The organism is Citrobacter sp. CK199, assembly GCF_030333285.1.
Taxonomy (GTDB): Bacteria; Pseudomonadota; Gammaproteobacteria; order Enterobacterales; family Enterobacteriaceae; genus Citrobacter_B; species Citrobacter_B koseri.
In genome coordinates this window covers 283,967-300,281 of the sequence record NZ_JAOWGF010000021.1, presented here as the reverse complement: position 1 = coordinate 300,281, position 16,315 = coordinate 283,967, and the positions used below count along the sequence as shown (strand labels likewise).

Sequence of the window (16,315 nt, the reverse complement as noted above, 5' to 3'; positions counted from 1 at the left end):
CGGATGGCGGCTGACGCCTTATCCAGCCTACGCCGCATCACCCTGCGTCAGCGGTGCCAGTGCGGCAGGTAAGCTCTTACCGAGTTCCTGCACCAGTGAATCACGGCTGATCTCGCTGATTGATTTTGCGCCGGTCAGCGTCATGGCGACCTTCATCTCTTTTTCGATCAGATCCAGCAGGTTCGCCACGCCAGCCTGACCCGCCGTCGCCAGCGCGTACAGATACGCACGGCCAAGCAGTACGCTATCGGCCCCAAGCGCAATCATGCGTACCACGTCCAGACCATTACGAATTCCGCTGTCCGCCAGAATGGCGATATCGCCTTTCACCGCGTCGGCAATGGCGGGCAGGGCGCGGGCGGAGGAGAGTACGCCGTCGAGCTGGCGGCCGCCGTGGTTAGAGACCACGATGCCATCAGCGCCAAAGCGTACCGCGTCGCGGGCGTCTTCGGGATCGAGGATCCCTTTGATCACCATTGGGCCGTCCCAGAATTCACGGATCCACTCCAGGTCTTTCCAGGAAATCGACGGATCGAAGTTGTTCGCCAGCCAGCCGATGTAATCTTCCAGCCCGGTCGGTTTGCCAAGGTAGGCGGAGATATTGCCAAGATCGTGCGGACGACCGTTCAGGCCGACATCCCAGGCCCATTGCGGATGGGTTGCAGCCTGCCAGTAGCGGCGCAGGGCGGCATTCGGCCCGCTCATCCCGGAGTGGGCGTCACGGTAACGCGCGCCAGGCGTTGGCATATCGACGGTAAAGACCAGCGTGGAGCAGCCCGCCGCTTTGGCGCGCTCCAGCGCGTTACGCATAAAACCGCGATCGCGCAGGACGTACAGCTGGAACCACATCGGGCGTTTAATCGTCGGCGCGACTTCCTCGATGGGGCAGACAGAAACGGTGGAGAGGGTAAACGGAATCCCTTTCGCATCGGCGGCGGCGGCGGCCTGAACTTCACCGCGACGCGCATACATTCCGCACAGGCCAACCGGAGCCAGTGCAACCGGCATCGACAGCTTTTCGTTAAACAGGGTGGTTTCCAGGCTCAGGTCGGACATATTCTTCAGCACGCGCTGGCGGAGCGCCACCTCTGACAAGTCTTCCACGTTACGACGCAGGGTATATTCCGCATAGGCGCCGCCGTCGATGTAGTGGAACAAGAAAGGGGGCAGAATGCGTTGGGCTGCGGCGCGATAATCGCTGGCTGCTGAAATGATCATGCTTTGTTCTCCCTGGAAATCTCATTATGGTCACCGGGCAGGCGGGTAATACGCGCCTGGCGGGCCTGGTCTTCATCAAATCGTTTAATGGTGGTGTGGACGAAACTGAGGTGCGCCATCATGGCTTTACGTGCGCCGTCGGCATCACCGGCCAGAATGGCGTCCATCACCGCCTGATGTTGTTCCGTCAGTTTTGAAAACACCGGCGGAACGAGATACATACGCTGGCGGCTCTGCTTCACGGATGATTGCAGGACATCAAAGAAGCCGCGCATGGTCTGCAACAGCACGACGTTGTGCGAGGCCTCCGCAATCGCGAGATGGAAGCGAACATCCGCCTGGGAGGCGAGGTCCGGGTCCTCACTGAGCGTGGCGTCAAAGCAGAGCTTAATTTTCTCTTTATCAGCGGGCGTGGCGCGCATCGCAGCGTGCCAGGCGGTGCTGGCTTCAATGGCGTGGCGGGCTTCCAGAATGTCGAAGCTGTAGTCCGGGTCGTCCGCCATCAGCGTTTTCAACGGCTGAACGATATTCTGTTCGGACCAGGTTTCATGCTGCCAGCGAACGAACGTTCCACCGCCCCGGCGGCTGATCAGCACGCCTTCACTGACCAGTTTCGCCAGCGCCTCGCGCAGAGAATTGCGCGACACGCCCAGTTGTACGGCCAGCTGGCGCTCAGCGGGCAACTTCATGCCCGCCTCCAGCTGTTGTTCTTCAATCAGCGCCCGCACACGAGAGGCAACCTCGTCTGACAGGCGTTTTGGCATCACAATCACGGAATCATCCAGGTTAAGACATAGGCCTGAAGTGTGGTAATCACACCCACCATGCAGGTGAAAATCAGGCTGTGTTTAACGGTAAAGCGGAACAGGTCGGACTCTTTCCCTACCAGACCCACTGCCGCACAGGCAATGGCGATAGACTGCGGAGAGATCATCTTACCGGTTACGCCGCCGGTGGTATTCGCCGCCACCATCAGCACGTCAGAGACGCCGATTTGCTGGGCGGCCGTCGCCTGCAGGGCGGCAAACAGCGCGTTTGATGAGGTATCAGACCCCGTCAGGAATACGCCCAGCCAGCCAAGGAACGGCGAGAAGAAGGTAAAGGCGCTGCCCGTATGCGCCAGCGCTAACGCCAGCGTAGAGGAGAGCCCGGAGTAGTTAGAGATAAACGCGAATGCCAGCACCATCCCGATGGAGTAGATCGGCAGCGCTAACTCTTTCAGCGTGCTGCCAAATGTCTGGATTGCGGCAGACGGTTTCATTTTCAGCCAGACGACGGACAGCAGCGCAGCGAACAGAATGGCCGTACCGGTAGCGGAGAACCAGTCGAACTTATAGACCGCAGCGTAGGCGGTTGCTTCATGCACCACTGGCGGCATACGGGCAACCAGCTTATCAAGATGCGGAACCGGAATATTAATCACCCAGTCGTACAGCGCGCCGCCTGGGGCAAACATTGCTTTAAACGGCGGAACGCTCCAGAGGGTAACGGTTGCAGTCAGGAACAGGAACGGCGACCATGCGCGAACGATTTGACCAACCGTGTAATGGGTGCGGTCCAGCGTCTGATCGACCTGTGAAGCGCCCATATCGCCAAAGCGGAAAATACGTACCGGCTGCCAGCGTTTCAGGAACAGCGTCAGACAGACCAGCGAGACCAGCGACGAGATGATGTCCGGCAGTTCCGGGCCGATAAAGTTAGAGCTGAGGTACTGGGCGATAGCAAATGAACCACCCGCCACCATCACCGCAGGCCAGGTCTCTTTCACGCCGCGCCAGCCGTCCATAATCGCCATGATCCAGAACAGTACGATAATGGTCAGGAACGGCAGTTGACGGCCGACCATCTGGCCGATCTCAAAGCTGTCCAGCCCGGTGACCTGACCGGCCACCAGAATCGGAATCCCCATCGCGCCAAACGCGACCGGCGCGGTGTTGACGATCAGGCACAAACCCGCCGCATACAGCGGATTAAAGCCCAGGCCGACTAGCAGAGCCGCAGTAATCGCCACTGGCGCGCCAAAGCCCGCTGCCCCTTCAAGGAATGCCCCGAAGGAAAAGCCGACGATCAGCATTTGCAGACGCTGGTCAGGGGTAATCGACAATATTGATGACCGGATGATGTCGAATTGCCCGGTTCTGACAGAGATTTTATAGACAAAGACAGCGGCGATAATGATCCAGGCAATCGGCCACAGACCATAGAAGAAGCCATACACCACCGCAGCCAGAGCGTTATCCACCGGCATTTTGTAAAACAGCAGCGCGACAGCCAGCGCGATTGCGACCGTCCAGGAGGCGGCGATGTAGCCTTTCAGCTTGAGCTTAATCAGCGCGAAGAAAAAGAACAGGATCGGAAGCGATGCGATCAGGCTGGAAATCCAGATGTTACCGGCCGGATCGTAGTTTTGTTGCCAGAGATTCATTGCAGGTCTCCTGAGGGTCACACGCATAATGCAATGAGTCTTTTGCTCATCTCTTTGTCACATTATGTGTAAAAGTGGCCCTGCCAATATTGGGATGTAGGGGTAATGACAATGAATGGTTAATCAAATGTTGCTTATTGGCAACGCTAGTGTAGGTGAATTTTAATGAACTGTGAACCAGTGATCGGATTAAGGGATAATTGGTTGGGCCAATTGGGGGGAGGGGAGGGGAGGGAAAGGGCGGGCCGGGCAAGCGTGCGCGTACCCGGCAGAAGGTTAAAACTCGGTTTTTGCGAAACCGGTCATCTCTTTCAGGCCCATTTCACGGCCTAACGCCGTCATTGGGTGGACGACAACCAGACCGCGCACGCTTTTCTTCAGCTTGCCCATATCGGCCTGTTCTTTTTTGGTAATCGCGCGGCGAAACGGCAGGTTCATCAGCTTTTGCGCTTCTTTACTCAGCTTCTGGCTGTGAACGTCACGCAGGCGCACGATCTCGGCTTCCAGCGTGGCTTTCTCTTTTTCCAGCTCGGCATATTTGTCAGCGGCATCGACAAGGGATAGCGAGGCCTGCTGGTGGCGGATGGCGTCCAGGCGATCGCTCAGACGTTTAATTTCGTTTTTTTCGACTTCTTTCATGGGATAGCTTCTGATGGAACCAGGATGAATTTTCTATAGTATGCGCGCAGAGCGGGATTATTCACAACTAATGGGATAAAAATAATCAAATAAGGCAAGTATTATAATGCTAATTGATTGTGTAACGTCTTGATTTAATACTTATTTAATAAACAAAACGTGATGTTAACGGTTTCTGTATGGTGGTTTGCGATTAAGCACGTTTTCCTCAATAGAAAACCCTGTCTGAGCCTAAACTAAAATTAGCGGCCGCGCATTCCCCGACGCGGAGAATACATGGAGATATCATCATGGTTAAAATAGGTGACAACGTTCCGCTTCTTATTGATAAGGCTGTAGATTTTATGGCTTCGAGTCAGGCATTTCGGGAGTATCTGAATAAAACGCCGCCGCGCGATATGGTTCCTGATGAGGTGCCGAAGGCAAATGCGCAGATGTACCTGCAACGTCTGGAATATTATCGCCAGCTCTATCAGCCGCAGCCGGAAGAAAAACAGTAAGTGGTTGACGGTCTATTTTTGAAAGGCTTTTTTTAAGCTGATTTTAGAAATCAGCTCGGTCAGGGAAAGCACCATCGTTGAGCGTACCGCTTGCTGGTAGCGCTGAATTTGCATGGCGTATAAACCCGGGTCAGAGGTCTCAAAATGCGGCGGCGGCGGTAACGCCGTCACGCAGTGTAGTTCGCCAAACGGCCCGAGAATTTCGTCGTCGGTGAACGCATATTCATTACCGTCGTGATTCAGTTCTTCACGCAGCGCCATCAGCAGTTCCGCATCTTCGTATTCAGGGCGACTGAGTACTCCCAGACCGTAGATCAGTTTCAGACGTACCGAGAGATCGCCCAGCGGTCCATCGCCGTCGAGCAACGGTTCCACTGCGTATTTCACCGCATAATCGTCTTTGCGAAACACCTGAAGTACCAGAATATTCACCGCCTCGGTGAGTAACTCTACGGCGGTGATGAGGAAACTTCGTACGGTTTTGCCAGCATTCAGACGCTCAAGCACGCGGTTTTCAAAGGCCTGGGTTTGTTCCATTATTGCCTGCATATCTGACAATCTGTCATTCGGGCGCAGGATGACCTGCGCCGTATTTTGCCTCATTTGGTCGCGTTGTATGCGTTAACCGCCTCCGCTACCACTTCGCTGTTTACATCCAGCCCGGAAATTTGCGCCAGCGCTTCCTGCGGCCCTTTCTCTGCGATCAGCGCAGCCAGTTCCTGGGCCTGCGGATCGTCTTCGCTGGTAAAGTGCATCGCGGCAGCGATACCGTTGACCAGGTTAACGTGCGGCAGGCCGTATTCCAGCGTGCCCAGCAGCGGTTTGATCAGACGGTCGCCCGCACTCAGTTTACGCAGCGGCTGGCGGCCAACGCGCTCAACGTCATCTTTCAGATACGGGTTTTCAAAACGACCGAGGATTTTCTGAATGTATGCCGCATGTTTGTCGGCATCAAAACCGTAGCGTTTGATCAGCACCGCGCCGCTCTCTTCCATCGCCCCTTTTACCACAGCGCGGATTTTCTCATCGAGAATCGCGTCACGGATGGTCTGATGACCGGTTAATTTTCCGAGGTACGCGGTTATAGCATGCCCGGTGTTCAGCGTGAAGAGTTTACGTTCGACAAATGCCATCAGGTTATCGGTTAATTCCATACCTGGAATATCTGGCAGCGCGCCTTTGAACTGCGTTTTATCGACAATCCACTCGCTGAAGGTTTCCACGGTGACTTCCAGCGGGTCGTTCGTGGCGGAGGCGGAAGGCGGCACGATACGGTCGACGGCGGAATCGACAAAACCGACATGTTGTTCAACCCAGGCTTTGTCTTCATCCGCCAGGGCGTTCATCACATGACCTTTCAATTGCGTGGTGCCGCGCACCATGTTTTCGCAGGCAATGATGTTAAGCGGCGCTTCAATCCCCTGCGTTTTACGTTTAACCAGGCCTTTGGCGATGGCCGGAGCAATGCGTTCCAGTACCACCGGCCCAACGGCGGTGGTGACCAAATCGACCTGCGCAATCAGCTCAACCACGTCATCGCTGATGCTGCTCACGGCATTAACGCCGGAAACCGTATCAACCTGCTCATTTTCACCCACCACATGAACCTGATAGCTATGACGGGCATTCAGGGCGTCGAGCACGACCTGGTTTACATCCGCGAACGTCAGTTGTATCCCCGCGTCAGCCAGCAGTTTGCCGATAAATCCACGACCGATATTACCTGCGCCAAAATGTAATGCTTTCATAGTGTTAACCTTCATTAATGTTTTTACCCGAGAGGGCTGGGGTGAGGGACCGCATGGCTTCCCCCCTCACCCAAACCCTCTCCCTTGCGGGAGAGGAAACCGTACACCGCAGGCCCGGTAGCAGCGCCACCGGACATGATGCCGGATGGCGGCGTAAACGCCTTATCCGGCCTACGGGAACTGCACATCGCATGCCCGGTAAGCGCGAGCGCCACCGGGCAACGGACTTACTTACGACCGGCCAGCAGTTCCAGCACTTCATCCACGCTGGTGGTATGCGCCAGACGCTCGATCACGGACTCATCATCCAGCGCGTTAGTCAGGCTGGTGATGACCTGGATGTGCTCGTTGTTACGCGCCGCGATACCAATGACCAGGCGGGCGATATCGTCTTCTTCTTCACCGAAGCGAACGCCTTCCGGGTACTGGCAGAACACCACACCGGTTTTCAGCACACGGTCTTTGGCTTCCACGGTGCCGTGCGGTACGGCGATAGACTCACCCAGATAAGTCGGGGTCAGTTTTTCACGTTCCAGCATGGCGTCGATGTATTCTGGCTCAACATAACCGCCTTTCACCAGTTGCTCGCCCGCAAAGCGAATGGCTTCTTCTTTAGTGGCGGCTTTACGACCCAGGAAGATGTTTTCTGCGCCCAGCTTGAACAGGTTGTTATCCCCTTCATCAAAGCTGTCTTTCAGATGATCGCGTACTTTCTCTTCGTTGGTGTTGTGGCGCTGTGCGGCAACCAGACGTTCGGTCAGGCTGGTGTACAGCCCGCTATCCAGGAAGTTGGTCAGCGAAATGTGCTGCGCTTGCGGAACCTGGCGCATGGCGCGCTCGGTCAGGTCACGGTGAGTGATGACCAGGTCGACATCCGGCGGCAGGTTGTTGATCGCGCTGTTGGTGACGGAAATCTGACTCAGACCCGCATCCTGAACTTTTTTACGCAGTACGCCCGCACCCATTGCGCTGGAACCCATACCGGCATCACAGGCAACGATGATTTTACGTACATGGCTCAGGTCGTTGGTCACATCGCCAGCGGACAGCGCGGATGCGCCTTTAGATTCCGCTTTCATGTCCTGCACGCGACGGGTTGCCGCGTCGATATCATCATCTTCTTTCACTTTGCTGGTTTTCAGCAGAATGGAGGCAATGATGAAGGAGACCGCCATAGCAGCGATAATCGCCGTGATGTTAGCGAAGTAGGCGCCTTTTGGCGTCATCGCCAGTACCGCCAGGATAGAACCCGGAGACGCCGGAGAAACCAGACCGCCGTTCAGGATGGTCAGCGTAAACACGCCAGTCATACCGCCGAGGATAACGGCCAGGATCAGACGCGGGTTCATCAGCACGTACGGGAAGTAAATTTCGTGGATACCGCCCAGGAAGTGGATGATTGCCGCACCGCCAGCAGACTGTTTTGCGCTGCCGCGACCGAAGAACATGTACGCCATCAGGATGCCCATACCCGGGCCTGGGTTAGCTTCGATCAGGAAGAAGATGGATTTACCCAGCTCATGGGACTGCTGAATACCCAGCGGCGAGAAGATACCGTGGTTGATCGCGTTGTTGAGGAACAGGATTTTCGCCGGTTCAACGAAGATAGACGCCAGCGGCAGCATATCATGGACAACCATGAAGTTAACGCCGGCTGCCAGCAGTTTGGACAGGACTTCAACCGCCGGGCCAATGCCGAGGAACGCCAGAATCGCGAGGATCATCCCGATGATGCCAGCGGAGAAGTTATTCACCAGCATTTCGAAACCGGATTTGATCTTACCGTCTACCCAGCTATCGAATTTCTTGATGCAGTAGCCGCCCAGCGGGCCTGCGATCATTGAGCCGAGGAACATCGGCATGTCCGCACCGACGATAACGCCCATCGTGGTGATAGCACCGACCACGCCGCCGCGCTCGCCGCCTACCAGCTTACCACCGGTATAACCGATCAGCAGCGGCAGGAGGTAGGTGATCATCGGACCAACGAGCTTTGCCAGCGTTTCGTTAGGCAACCACCCTGTTGGAATAAATAATGCGGTGATAATACCCCACGCGATAAACGCGCCGATATTTGGCATCACCATATTGCTGAGGAAACGACCAAAGCTTTGCACTTTGATCTTAATATCGGATGACATAAAAACACCCCTTCTTATGTTTGCTGTCGCGCAGGCTCGAAGCCCGAGGTTTGTTAATGTAGCGGCAGAGGTAGCCGGACCCTGTAGATAGTGCGAAATCTGGCACTGAATCGTTCAACTGTCCAGTTGCTGGCTTGTTGTGTGATTTAGGTCACATGAATATAGGGTAGATGGTGGTTATTGATGTGATGTTGATCACAAAACAGCTGTGTAAAAAAACAACAAACCCGGAATCACTGGTGGAAATAGCATTTAAATGTGAACTGTTTCACATTTTTGATTTGAGGGTTTGTTAGGTTTTTGTGATCTGAATCACAAGATATTTTCATCCGAAACCTGTGTGGTGTGATCTTAAGCAGATTCCGCCTCATGCTTCATTCTGATGTGTAATTGAGCAACCTCTCGCCGTGCAAAATTATCTTTTGGTTTGATGGCGAAAATGGCGGACTCGAATTATGTTCAAAATATCGGTGGAATCGTAATACGCCGCCTGTCATTTAACACTCTTATTAGCGTGAAGCCGGAGCAGGTATGTTTCTAAATTATTTCGCGTTAGGAGTATTGATCTTTGTTTTTCTGGTGATTTTTTATGGAATCATCATGATTCATGACATCCCTTATCTGATCGCTAAAAAACGAAACCACCCCCATGCTGATGCTATTCATACTGCTGGTTGGGTCAGTCTGTTTACGCTTCATGTTATTTGGCCGTTTCTGTGGATTTGGGCCACGCTTTATCAGCCCGAACGGGGCTGGGGCATGCAAGCGCATGTTTCACCGCAGGAAAAGGAGCCTGAGCCGGAGCCTGACCCGGAACTTATCGCCTTGTCGAAACGTGTGGAAGCGCTGGAGCGAAAGCTGGCTGAGGTACAGTCCCCTGATATTCCCCCGTCGGAGAGCTAATCATGGATCTGTTGATTGTTTTGACCTACGTAGCATTAGCCTGGGCGGTATTTAAAATATTCAGGATTCCGGTGAACCAATGGACACTTTCCACGGCGGCATTAGGCGGGGTATTTTTAGTTAGCGGACTTATATTATTAATGAACTATAACCACCCCTATACTTTTACGGCGCAGAAAGCGGTTATTTCTATTCCCATTACGCCGCAGGTAACAGGTATTGTGAGTGAGGTAACGGATAAAAATAATCAGCTGATTAAAAAAGGCGATGTTTTATTCAAAATCGATCCCGTGCGGTATCAGGCGCGGGTCGACAGGTTACAGGCCGACCTGGTCACGGCCACGCATAATATACATACCCTGAAGGCGCAATTAGCGGAGGCTCAGGCCAATACCACGCGGGTGTCCGCAGAACGCGACCGCCTCTATAAGGATTATCAGCGCTATCTGAAAGGCAGTCAGGCGAGGGTGAATCCGTTCTCTGAAAGCGATATCGATAACGCGCGGCAAAACTATTTAGCGCAGGATGCGATGGTAAAAGGTTCTGTTGCTGAGCAAACGCAGATCCAGAGCCAACTGGACAGCATGGTCGATGGCGAGCAGTCGCAAATCGTCAGCCTGCGGGCGCAGCTGGCCGAGGCGAAATACAATCTTGAACAGACGGTTATTCGCGCGCCGAGCAATGGCTATGTGACCCAGGTGCTTATCCGGCCCGGTAGCTATGCCGCCGCGCTGCCGTTGCGCCCGGTAATGGTTTTTATTCCCGAACAAAAACGGCAAATTGTCGCCCAGTTCCGGCAGAACTCATTATTACGTCTTGAGGCGGGAGATGAGGCAGAAGTGGTATTCAATGCGCTGCCCGGCCAGGTATTCCAGGGCAAGTTGTTGAGTATTTTACCGGTTGTGCCCGGCGGTTCTTACCAGGCGCAGGGAACATTACAGTCCTTAAGCGTAACGCCGGGGATGGACGGCGTGCTTGCGTTGATTGAGCTGGAGCCGAATAGCGATGTGGATGCCCTGCCTGATGGTATTTACGCCCAGGTTGCGGTTTACTCCGATCACTTCGCCCATGTCTCCGTGATGCGTAAGGTGCTACTGCGCATGACCAGCTGGATGCACTATCTTTATTTGGATCATTAAGCGGGTCGTCACCTGCTTTTTAGTAAAAATGCCTGATGGCGCTATGCTTATCAGACCGACAGGAACAATGTCTGCAATGTGTAGACCGGATAAGGCGCTTGCGCCGCCATCCGGCAAAACTAAGGCAAGATTTATTGATACCACTTTATTTTTTGTTGGCAAAAAGGACACGGCATGAAACTCATCGGCAGCTATACCAGCCCTTTTGTGCGAAAGATTTCGGTTTTATTGCTGGAAAAGGGCATCACTTTCGAATTTGTGAATGAACTTCCCTACAACGCGGAAAACGGCGTGGCGCAGTACAACCCGCTTGGCAAAGTCCCCGCGCTGGTGACGGATAAGGGAGAGTGCTGGTTCGATTCCCCGATAATCGCCGAATATATTGAGTTACTGGATATTGCTCCGGTGATGATTCCGCGTGAACCGCTGGCCTCACTGAAAGTACGGCAGATTGAAGCGCTGGCGGACGGCATTATGGATGCCGGTCTGGTTTCCGTGCGTGAACAGGCGCGCCCGGCGACGCAGCAGTCTGAAACGGAACTGTTGCGCCAGCGCGAGAAAATCAACCGTAGCCTGGACGCGCTGGAAGGCTATCTGGTGGACGGGACGATTAAGACCGATACCGTGAATCTGGCAACCATCGCCATTGCCTGCGCCGTGGGCTATCTCAATTTCCGCCGCGTGGCGCCGGGCTGGTGTGTGGACAGACCGCACTTAGTCAAACTGGTGGAAACGCTCTTTCAACGCGAAAGCTTTGCCCGCACGGAACCGCCAAAGGCTTGATGCGTATTATGTCCGCCTGAGCAAACTCACGGTACAATCCCCCTCATGTCGATATCCCTCTCCGCACCGGAGGGGGCCACCAACAGCCAGGCCTTTTTCATGACAACCGAAACGCGTTCACTCTACAGCCAGCTTCCTGCTATCGATCGCTTACTGCGTGACAGCACTTTTCTCTCTTTACGTGACACCCACGGGCACACCAGGGTGGTGGATCTGCTTCGCCAGATGTTGGATGAAGCAAGGGAAGCGATTCGCGATACGCAGGCGCTGCCCGCGTGGTGCGAGAACTGGGCGCAAGAGGTGAATATCCGGCTGGCGAAAGAGGCGCAAAGCGCGCTGCGTCCGGTGATTAACCTGACGGGAACGGTGCTGCACACCAATCTGGGGCGTGCGCAGCAGGCGGAAGAGGCGATTGACGCGGTGGCGCAGGCAATGCGCGCTCCGGTCACACTGGAATATGATCTGGATGGCGCCGGGCGCGGGCACCGCGATCGGGCGCTGGCGGATCTGTTATGTCGCATTACCGGGGCGGAAGACGCCTGTATTGTGAACAACAACGCGGCGGCCGTGTTGCTGATGCTGGCGGCGACGGCGAACGGTAAAGAGGTGGTGGTATCGCGTGGCGAACTGGTGGAGATTGGCGGCGCGTTTCGTATTCCTGATGTGATGCGTCAGGCGGGCTGTACGCTGCATGAGGTAGGCACCACCAACCGGACTCACGCGAAAGATTATCGTCAGGCGGTGAATGAAAACACCGGCCTGTTGATGAAAGTGCATACCAGTAATTACAGTATTGAAGGCTTCACCAAAGCGGTGGATGAGACAGAGCTGGCCGCTATTGGGCTGGAGCTGGATATCCCGGTGGTGGCGGATCTGGGCAGCGGTTCGCTGGTGGATCTCAGTCAGTACGGCTTGCCGAAAGAACCGATGCCGCAGCAGCTGATTGCCGCAGGCGTCAGCCTGGTCAGCTTCTCTGGCGACAAGCTGCTGGGCGGGCCGCAGGCCGGGATCATTGTCGGCAAGAAAGAGATGATTGCGCAACTGCAAAGCCACCCGCTGAAGCGGGCCCTGCGTGCCGACAAAATGACGCTGGCGGCGCTGGAGGCAACCCTGCGACTTTATCTGCACCCGGAAGCGCTGGCGGAGAAACTGCCGACGCTGCGGCTGTTAACCCGCAGTGAAGCGGCGATTCAGGCGCAGGCGCAGCGGCTACAGGCGGCGCTTGCCGCACGCTTTAGCGCGGAGTTCGCGGTAAACGTGATGCCTTGCCTGTCGCAGATCGGCAGCGGTTCGCTGCCGGTTGATCGGCTGCCCAGCGCGGCACTGACCTTTACGCCGCATGACGGGCGCGGAAGCCGTCTTGAGGCGCTGGCGGCCCGCTGGCGCGCGCTGCCGGTCCCGATCATTGGCCGAATTTACGATGGTCGCCTGTGGCTGGATATCCGTTGCCTTGAAGACGAGACCCGGTTTATGGAGATGATGTTGAAATGATTATTGCAACAGCCGGACACGTTGACCACGGAAAAACAACGCTATTACAGGCGATTACCGGCGTGAATGCCGATCGTCTGCCGGAAGAAAAAAAACGCGGTATGACCATCGATCTGGGGTATGCCTACTGGCCGCAGCCGGATGGCCGCGTGCTGGGATTTATCGACGTTCCCGGTCATGAAAAGTTTCTCTCCAACATGCTGGCGGGCGTGGGCGGTATCGATCATGCGCTGCTGGTTGTCGCCTGCGATGACGGCGTGATGGCGCAGACCCGCGAGCATCTGCAAATTTTACAACTGACGGGCAATCCGCAGCTTACGGTTGCGCTGACCAAAGCCGACCGCGTGGACGACGCGCGAATCGAAGAGGTGCGGGAAGAGATTCTGGCGACGCTGGGCCATTACGGGTTTGCCGACGCGACGCTGTTTGTCACCGCCGCAAATGAAGGGCGCGGTATTGAGGCATTGCGCGAGCATTTACGGCAGTTGACGGGCCGCGCGCATCCCGGCCATCAGAGCTTTCGCCTGGCGATCGATCGCGCGTTTACGGTGAAAGGCGCAGGGCTGGTGGTGACCGGTACGGCGCTCAGCGGCGAAGTGAACGTTGGCGATACGCTGTGGCTGACCGGTGTGAATAAGCCAATGCGCGTGCGCAGCCTGCATGCGCAGAATCAGGCGACTGAACACGCTCATGCCGGACAGCGTATTGCGCTGAATATCGCGGGCGATGCGGAAAAAGAGCAGCTTAACCGTGGCGACTGGCTTCTCTCTGACGTACCGCCGGATGCCTTTTCACGCGTCATCGTTTCGTTAGAACATGCTGCGCCGCTCGTGCAATGGCAACCGCTGCATATTCACCACGCCGCCAGCCATGTCACCGGACGTATTTCCCTGCTGGAGGGCACGCTGGCGGAACTGGTGTTCGATACGCCGCTATGGCTTGCCGATAACGATCGGCTGGTATTACGCGATATTTCTGCCCGAACCACGCTTGCTGGCGCACGCGTGGTGACGCTCAACTCGCCGCGTCGTGGTAAACGTAAACCGGAATATCTGCAATGGCTGTCGGCGCTGGAAAACGCCAGGGATGACAGCGCCGCGCTGGCGACGCATCTCGAACGCGGCGCGGTGAATATTCCTGATTTCGTGTGGGCACGGCAGCTCAACGGCGACGGTATGCGCCAGCTTATTGAACAGCATGGTTTTATTCAGGCGGGTTACAGCCTGTTGAATGCCCCTGTCGCCGCGCGCTGGCAGCGTAAGATTCTGGATACGCTCGCGATGTACCACGAACATCATCGCGATGAACCCGGCCCAGGGCGCGAGCGTTTGCGGCGCATGGCGCTCCCGATGGAAGACGAAGCGCTGGTGCTGCTGCTCATCGACCGTATGCGTGAAAGCGGCGTGATTCACAGCCACCACGGCTGGTTGCATTTACCGGATCACAAAGCCGGTTTCAGCGACGAGCAGCAGGCCGTCTGGCAAAACATTGAGCCGCTGTTTGGCGACGACCCCTGGTGGGTGCGCGATCTGGCGAAAGAAAAGGGCGTGGACGAGCAGGTTATGCGGCAGGTGCTGCGACAGGCGGCACAGCAGGGCATGATTACCGCGATCGTGAAAGATCGTTATTACCGTAACGATCGGATTGTCGCTTTTGCGAACCTGATCCGCGAACTGGATCAGGAGAGAGGCTCGACCTGCGCCGCTGATTTTCGCGATCGGCTGAATGTTGGACGAAAACTCGCCATTCAGATTCTGGAGTATTTTGACCGGACAGGATTCACGCGCCGTCGCGGAAACGATCATTTATTACGCGATGCGTTATTATTTCCGGCAAAAGAATGATACGAATTATTAAAATAGAAAATGAATTAATACAATCATTTTCTTGAATTATATAAAGCACAGCAGGCGATGAACCTAATGTGCTTTTTTATATTTTATAATGGGAAAATAACAACAGCGATCATATTTTCACGACAGGTTCATCCGTATGCTGCCAGCCTTATTTCAGTAATTAAGGATGGTACAATGGCTGCTTCAACATTTTTTATTCCTTCCGTGAATGTAATCGGCGCTGGTGCATTAAAAGAAGCAATGAATACTATGGCGGAATATGGTTTTCGCCGTACATTAATTGTCACGGATAGCATGTTGGCAACATTAGGCATGGCTGGAGATATTCAGAAGGCGTTGCAGGAACGCGATATTTTCAGCGTTATTTATGATGGCACGCAGCCGAACCCGACCACCGAAAACGTGGCTGCCGGGCTGAAACTCCTGAAAGAACACGGGTGCGATAGCGTAATTTCGCTGGGCGGCGGCTCTCCGCATGACTGTGCGAAAGGCATCGCGCTGGTGGCGGCGAACGGCGGCGACATCCGCGACTATGAAGGTGTGGATCGCTCCGCGAAACCTCAGCTACCGATGATTGCCATCAACACGACGGCGGGAACGGCATCAGAAATGACCCGCTTCTGCATCATTACCGATGAGGCGCGCCATATTAAGATGGCGATTGTGGATAAACACGTTACGCCGCTGCTCTCTGTGAATGACTCTTCGTTGATGATGGGGATGCCAAAATCGCTGACCGCCGCGACCGGCATGGATGCGTTAACCCACGCCATTGAAGCCTATGTTTCTATTGCCGCAACGCCGATTACTGATGCGTGCGCGCTGAAAGCCATCTCTATGATTGCGGAAAACCTGGCGATTGCCGTGGAAGAGGGCAGCAACGCGCAGGCGCGCGAAGCGATGGCCTATGCGCAATTCCTGGCTGGTATGGCGTTTAACAATGCTTCTCTGGGCTATGTCCACGCGATGGCGCACCAGCTCGGCGGCTTCTACAATCTGCCGCACGGCGTATGTAATGCGGTGCTGTTGCCGCACGTTCAGGTATTTAACAGCCAGGTCGCGGCAGGCCGTCTGCGCGACTGTGCGGCTGCGATGGGCGCTAATGTAACCGGGATGAGTGAAGCCGACGGTGCGAAAGCGTGCATTGACGCTATCCGTCAGCTGGCGCAGCAGGTCAACATTCCGGCGGGTCTGCGCGACCTGAATGTGAAAGAAGAAGATATTTCGGTGCTGGCGACCAATGCACTGAAAGACGCCTGTGGCCTGACCAACCCTATTCAGGCGACCCACGACGAGATCATGGCGATTTACCACGCGGCGATGTAATTGAGTGATTGCCGGATATACGCATCGTGTCATTCCGGCGTCATGCCCGATGGCGCTGTGCTTATCGGGCCTACACTGTGCGGTAAGGTGAAACGGCTTAAACATCCGCTTGTCTATATCGTGACCGCAGTCGTAAAGCAGTAAAA

Annotated in this window: 14 protein-coding genes; 7 read left to right on the top strand and 7 right to left on the bottom strand. The window is 55.2% G+C overall.

What is annotated here, in order from left to right; genetic code table 11:
- Positions 1 to 27: 27 nt before the first annotated feature.
- From lldD to OGX75_RS02670, 4 genes are all read right to left on the bottom strand, one after another.
- Positions 28 to 1,218, bottom strand: a complete 1,191-nt coding sequence (gene lldD, locus OGX75_RS02685) for a quinone-dependent L-lactate dehydrogenase (protein WP_012135742.1) — start codon at positions 1,216 to 1,218, stop codon at positions 28 to 30.
- Positions 1,215 to 1,991, bottom strand: coding sequence for a transcriptional regulator LldR (gene lldR, locus OGX75_RS02680; RefSeq protein WP_012135741.1), 777 nt, complete (start codon positions 1,989 to 1,991; stop codon positions 1,215 to 1,217). The genes lldD and lldR overlap by 4 nt, the downstream gene beginning before the upstream one ends.
- On the bottom strand, positions 1,988 to 3,643 hold the full coding sequence (lldP, locus tag OGX75_RS02675) for an L-lactate permease (protein ID WP_047460287.1): 1,656 nt from the start codon (positions 3,641 to 3,643) through the stop codon (positions 1,988 to 1,990). Before lldP ends, lldR begins: the two co-directional genes overlap by 4 nt.
- 276 nt (positions 3,644 to 3,919) lie before the next feature.
- The gene (locus OGX75_RS02670) at positions 3,920 to 4,282 is read right to left on the bottom strand and encodes a YibL family ribosome-associated protein (RefSeq protein WP_012135739.1); all 363 of its coding nucleotides are present in this window, start codon (positions 4,280 to 4,282) and stop codon (positions 3,920 to 3,922) included.
- 290 nt (positions 4,283 to 4,572) lie between these two features.
- Between OGX75_RS02670 and OGX75_RS02665 the strand changes: the two genes are divergently transcribed.
- On the top strand, positions 4,573 to 4,782 hold the full coding sequence (locus OGX75_RS02665; protein ID WP_012135738.1) for a hypothetical protein: 210 nt from the start codon (positions 4,573 to 4,575) through the stop codon (positions 4,780 to 4,782).
- A 12-nt stretch (positions 4,783 to 4,794) separates the two neighbouring features.
- Here OGX75_RS02665 and mtlR read toward each other — a convergent pair whose 3' ends face one another.
- From mtlR to mtlA, 3 genes are all read right to left on the bottom strand, one after another.
- Complete coding sequence (gene mtlR / locus OGX75_RS02660; protein WP_012135737.1) at positions 4,795 to 5,385, bottom strand: mannitol operon repressor MtlR; 591 nt, start codon at positions 5,383 to 5,385, stop codon at positions 4,795 to 4,797.
- Positions 5,382 to 6,530 carry a mannitol-1-phosphate 5-dehydrogenase gene (gene mtlD, locus OGX75_RS02655; protein ID WP_104868029.1) on the bottom strand — a complete coding sequence of 383 codons (1,149 nt, stop codon included), beginning with the start codon at positions 6,528 to 6,530 and terminating at the stop codon, positions 5,382 to 5,384. Before mtlD ends, mtlR begins: the two co-directional genes overlap by 4 nt.
- A 227-nt stretch (positions 6,531 to 6,757) precedes the next feature.
- Complete coding sequence (gene mtlA / locus OGX75_RS02650; protein WP_012135735.1) at positions 6,758 to 8,671, bottom strand: PTS mannitol transporter subunit IICBA; 1,914 nt, start codon at positions 8,669 to 8,671, stop codon at positions 6,758 to 6,760.
- Between the two features lie 531 nt (positions 8,672 to 9,202).
- Between mtlA and OGX75_RS02645 the strand changes: the two genes are divergently transcribed.
- From OGX75_RS02645 to yiaY, 6 genes are all read left to right on the top strand, one after another.
- Positions 9,203 to 9,574 (top strand): DUF3302 domain-containing protein, encoded by a 372-nt coding sequence (locus OGX75_RS02645; RefSeq protein WP_200053717.1) that lies wholly within the window; start codon positions 9,203 to 9,205, stop codon positions 9,572 to 9,574.
- A gap of 2 nt (positions 9,575 to 9,576) precedes the next feature.
- Entirely contained in the window at positions 9,577 to 10,713 is a 1,137-nt protein-coding gene (locus OGX75_RS02640) for an HlyD family secretion protein (protein ID WP_012135732.1), read from the top strand.
- A gap of 174 nt (positions 10,714 to 10,887) precedes the next feature.
- The gene (locus OGX75_RS02635) at positions 10,888 to 11,496 is read left to right on the top strand and encodes a glutathione S-transferase (protein WP_115626037.1); all 609 of its coding nucleotides are present in this window, start codon (positions 10,888 to 10,890) and stop codon (positions 11,494 to 11,496) included.
- Positions 11,497 to 11,595: 99 nt separating this feature from the next.
- A complete protein-coding gene (gene selA / locus OGX75_RS02630) occupies positions 11,596 to 12,987 on the top strand; it encodes an L-seryl-tRNA(Sec) selenium transferase (RefSeq protein WP_286451010.1) in 1,392 nt (463 codons plus the stop codon).
- The gene (gene selB / locus OGX75_RS02625) at positions 12,984 to 14,831 is read left to right on the top strand and encodes a selenocysteine-specific translation elongation factor (protein ID WP_115626036.1); all 1,848 of its coding nucleotides are present in this window, start codon (positions 12,984 to 12,986) and stop codon (positions 14,829 to 14,831) included. The genes selA and selB overlap by 4 nt, the downstream gene beginning before the upstream one ends.
- A 186-nt stretch (positions 14,832 to 15,017) precedes the next feature.
- Positions 15,018 to 16,169: an L-threonine dehydrogenase gene (gene yiaY / locus OGX75_RS02620; protein ID WP_286451009.1), complete on the top strand. Its 1,152-nt coding sequence runs from the start codon at positions 15,018 to 15,020 to the stop codon at positions 16,167 to 16,169.
- Positions 16,170 to 16,315 lie beyond the last annotated feature (146 nt).

What these genes read in the sequence shown, in the direction of transcription:
- lldD (WP_012135742.1), bottom strand. Translation starts at nt 1,218, where the DNA reads ATGATCATTTCAGCAGCCAGCGATTATCGCGCCGCAGCCCAACGCATT.
- lldP (WP_047460287.1), bottom strand. Translation starts at nt 3,643, where the DNA reads ATGAATCTCTGGCAACAAAACTACGATCCGGCCGGTAACATCTGGATT.
- OGX75_RS02670 (WP_012135739.1), bottom strand. Translation starts at nt 4,282, where the DNA reads ATGAAAGAAGTCGAAAAAAACGAAATTAAACGTCTGAGCGATCGCCTG.
- OGX75_RS02665 (WP_012135738.1), top strand. Translation starts at nt 4,573, where the DNA reads ATGGTTAAAATAGGTGACAACGTTCCGCTTCTTATTGATAAGGCTGTA.
- mtlR (WP_012135737.1), bottom strand. Translation starts at nt 5,385, where the DNA reads ATGAGGCAAAATACGGCGCAGGTCATCCTGCGCCCGAATGACAGATTG.
- mtlD (WP_104868029.1), bottom strand. Translation starts at nt 6,530, where the DNA reads ATGAAAGCATTACATTTTGGCGCAGGTAATATCGGTCGTGGATTTATC.
- mtlA (WP_012135735.1), bottom strand. Translation starts at nt 8,671, where the DNA reads ATGTCATCCGATATTAAGATCAAAGTGCAAAGCTTTGGTCGTTTCCTC.
- OGX75_RS02645 (WP_200053717.1), top strand. Translation starts at nt 9,203, where the DNA reads ATGTTTCTAAATTATTTCGCGTTAGGAGTATTGATCTTTGTTTTTCTG.
- OGX75_RS02640 (WP_012135732.1), top strand. Translation starts at nt 9,577, where the DNA reads ATGGATCTGTTGATTGTTTTGACCTACGTAGCATTAGCCTGGGCGGTA.
- OGX75_RS02635 (WP_115626037.1), top strand. Translation starts at nt 10,888, where the DNA reads ATGAAACTCATCGGCAGCTATACCAGCCCTTTTGTGCGAAAGATTTCG.
- selA (WP_286451010.1), top strand. Translation starts at nt 11,596, where the DNA reads ATGACAACCGAAACGCGTTCACTCTACAGCCAGCTTCCTGCTATCGAT.
- selB (WP_115626036.1), top strand. Translation starts at nt 12,984, where the DNA reads ATGATTATTGCAACAGCCGGACACGTTGACCACGGAAAAACAACGCTA.
- yiaY (WP_286451009.1), top strand. Translation starts at nt 15,018, where the DNA reads ATGGCTGCTTCAACATTTTTTATTCCTTCCGTGAATGTAATCGGCGCT.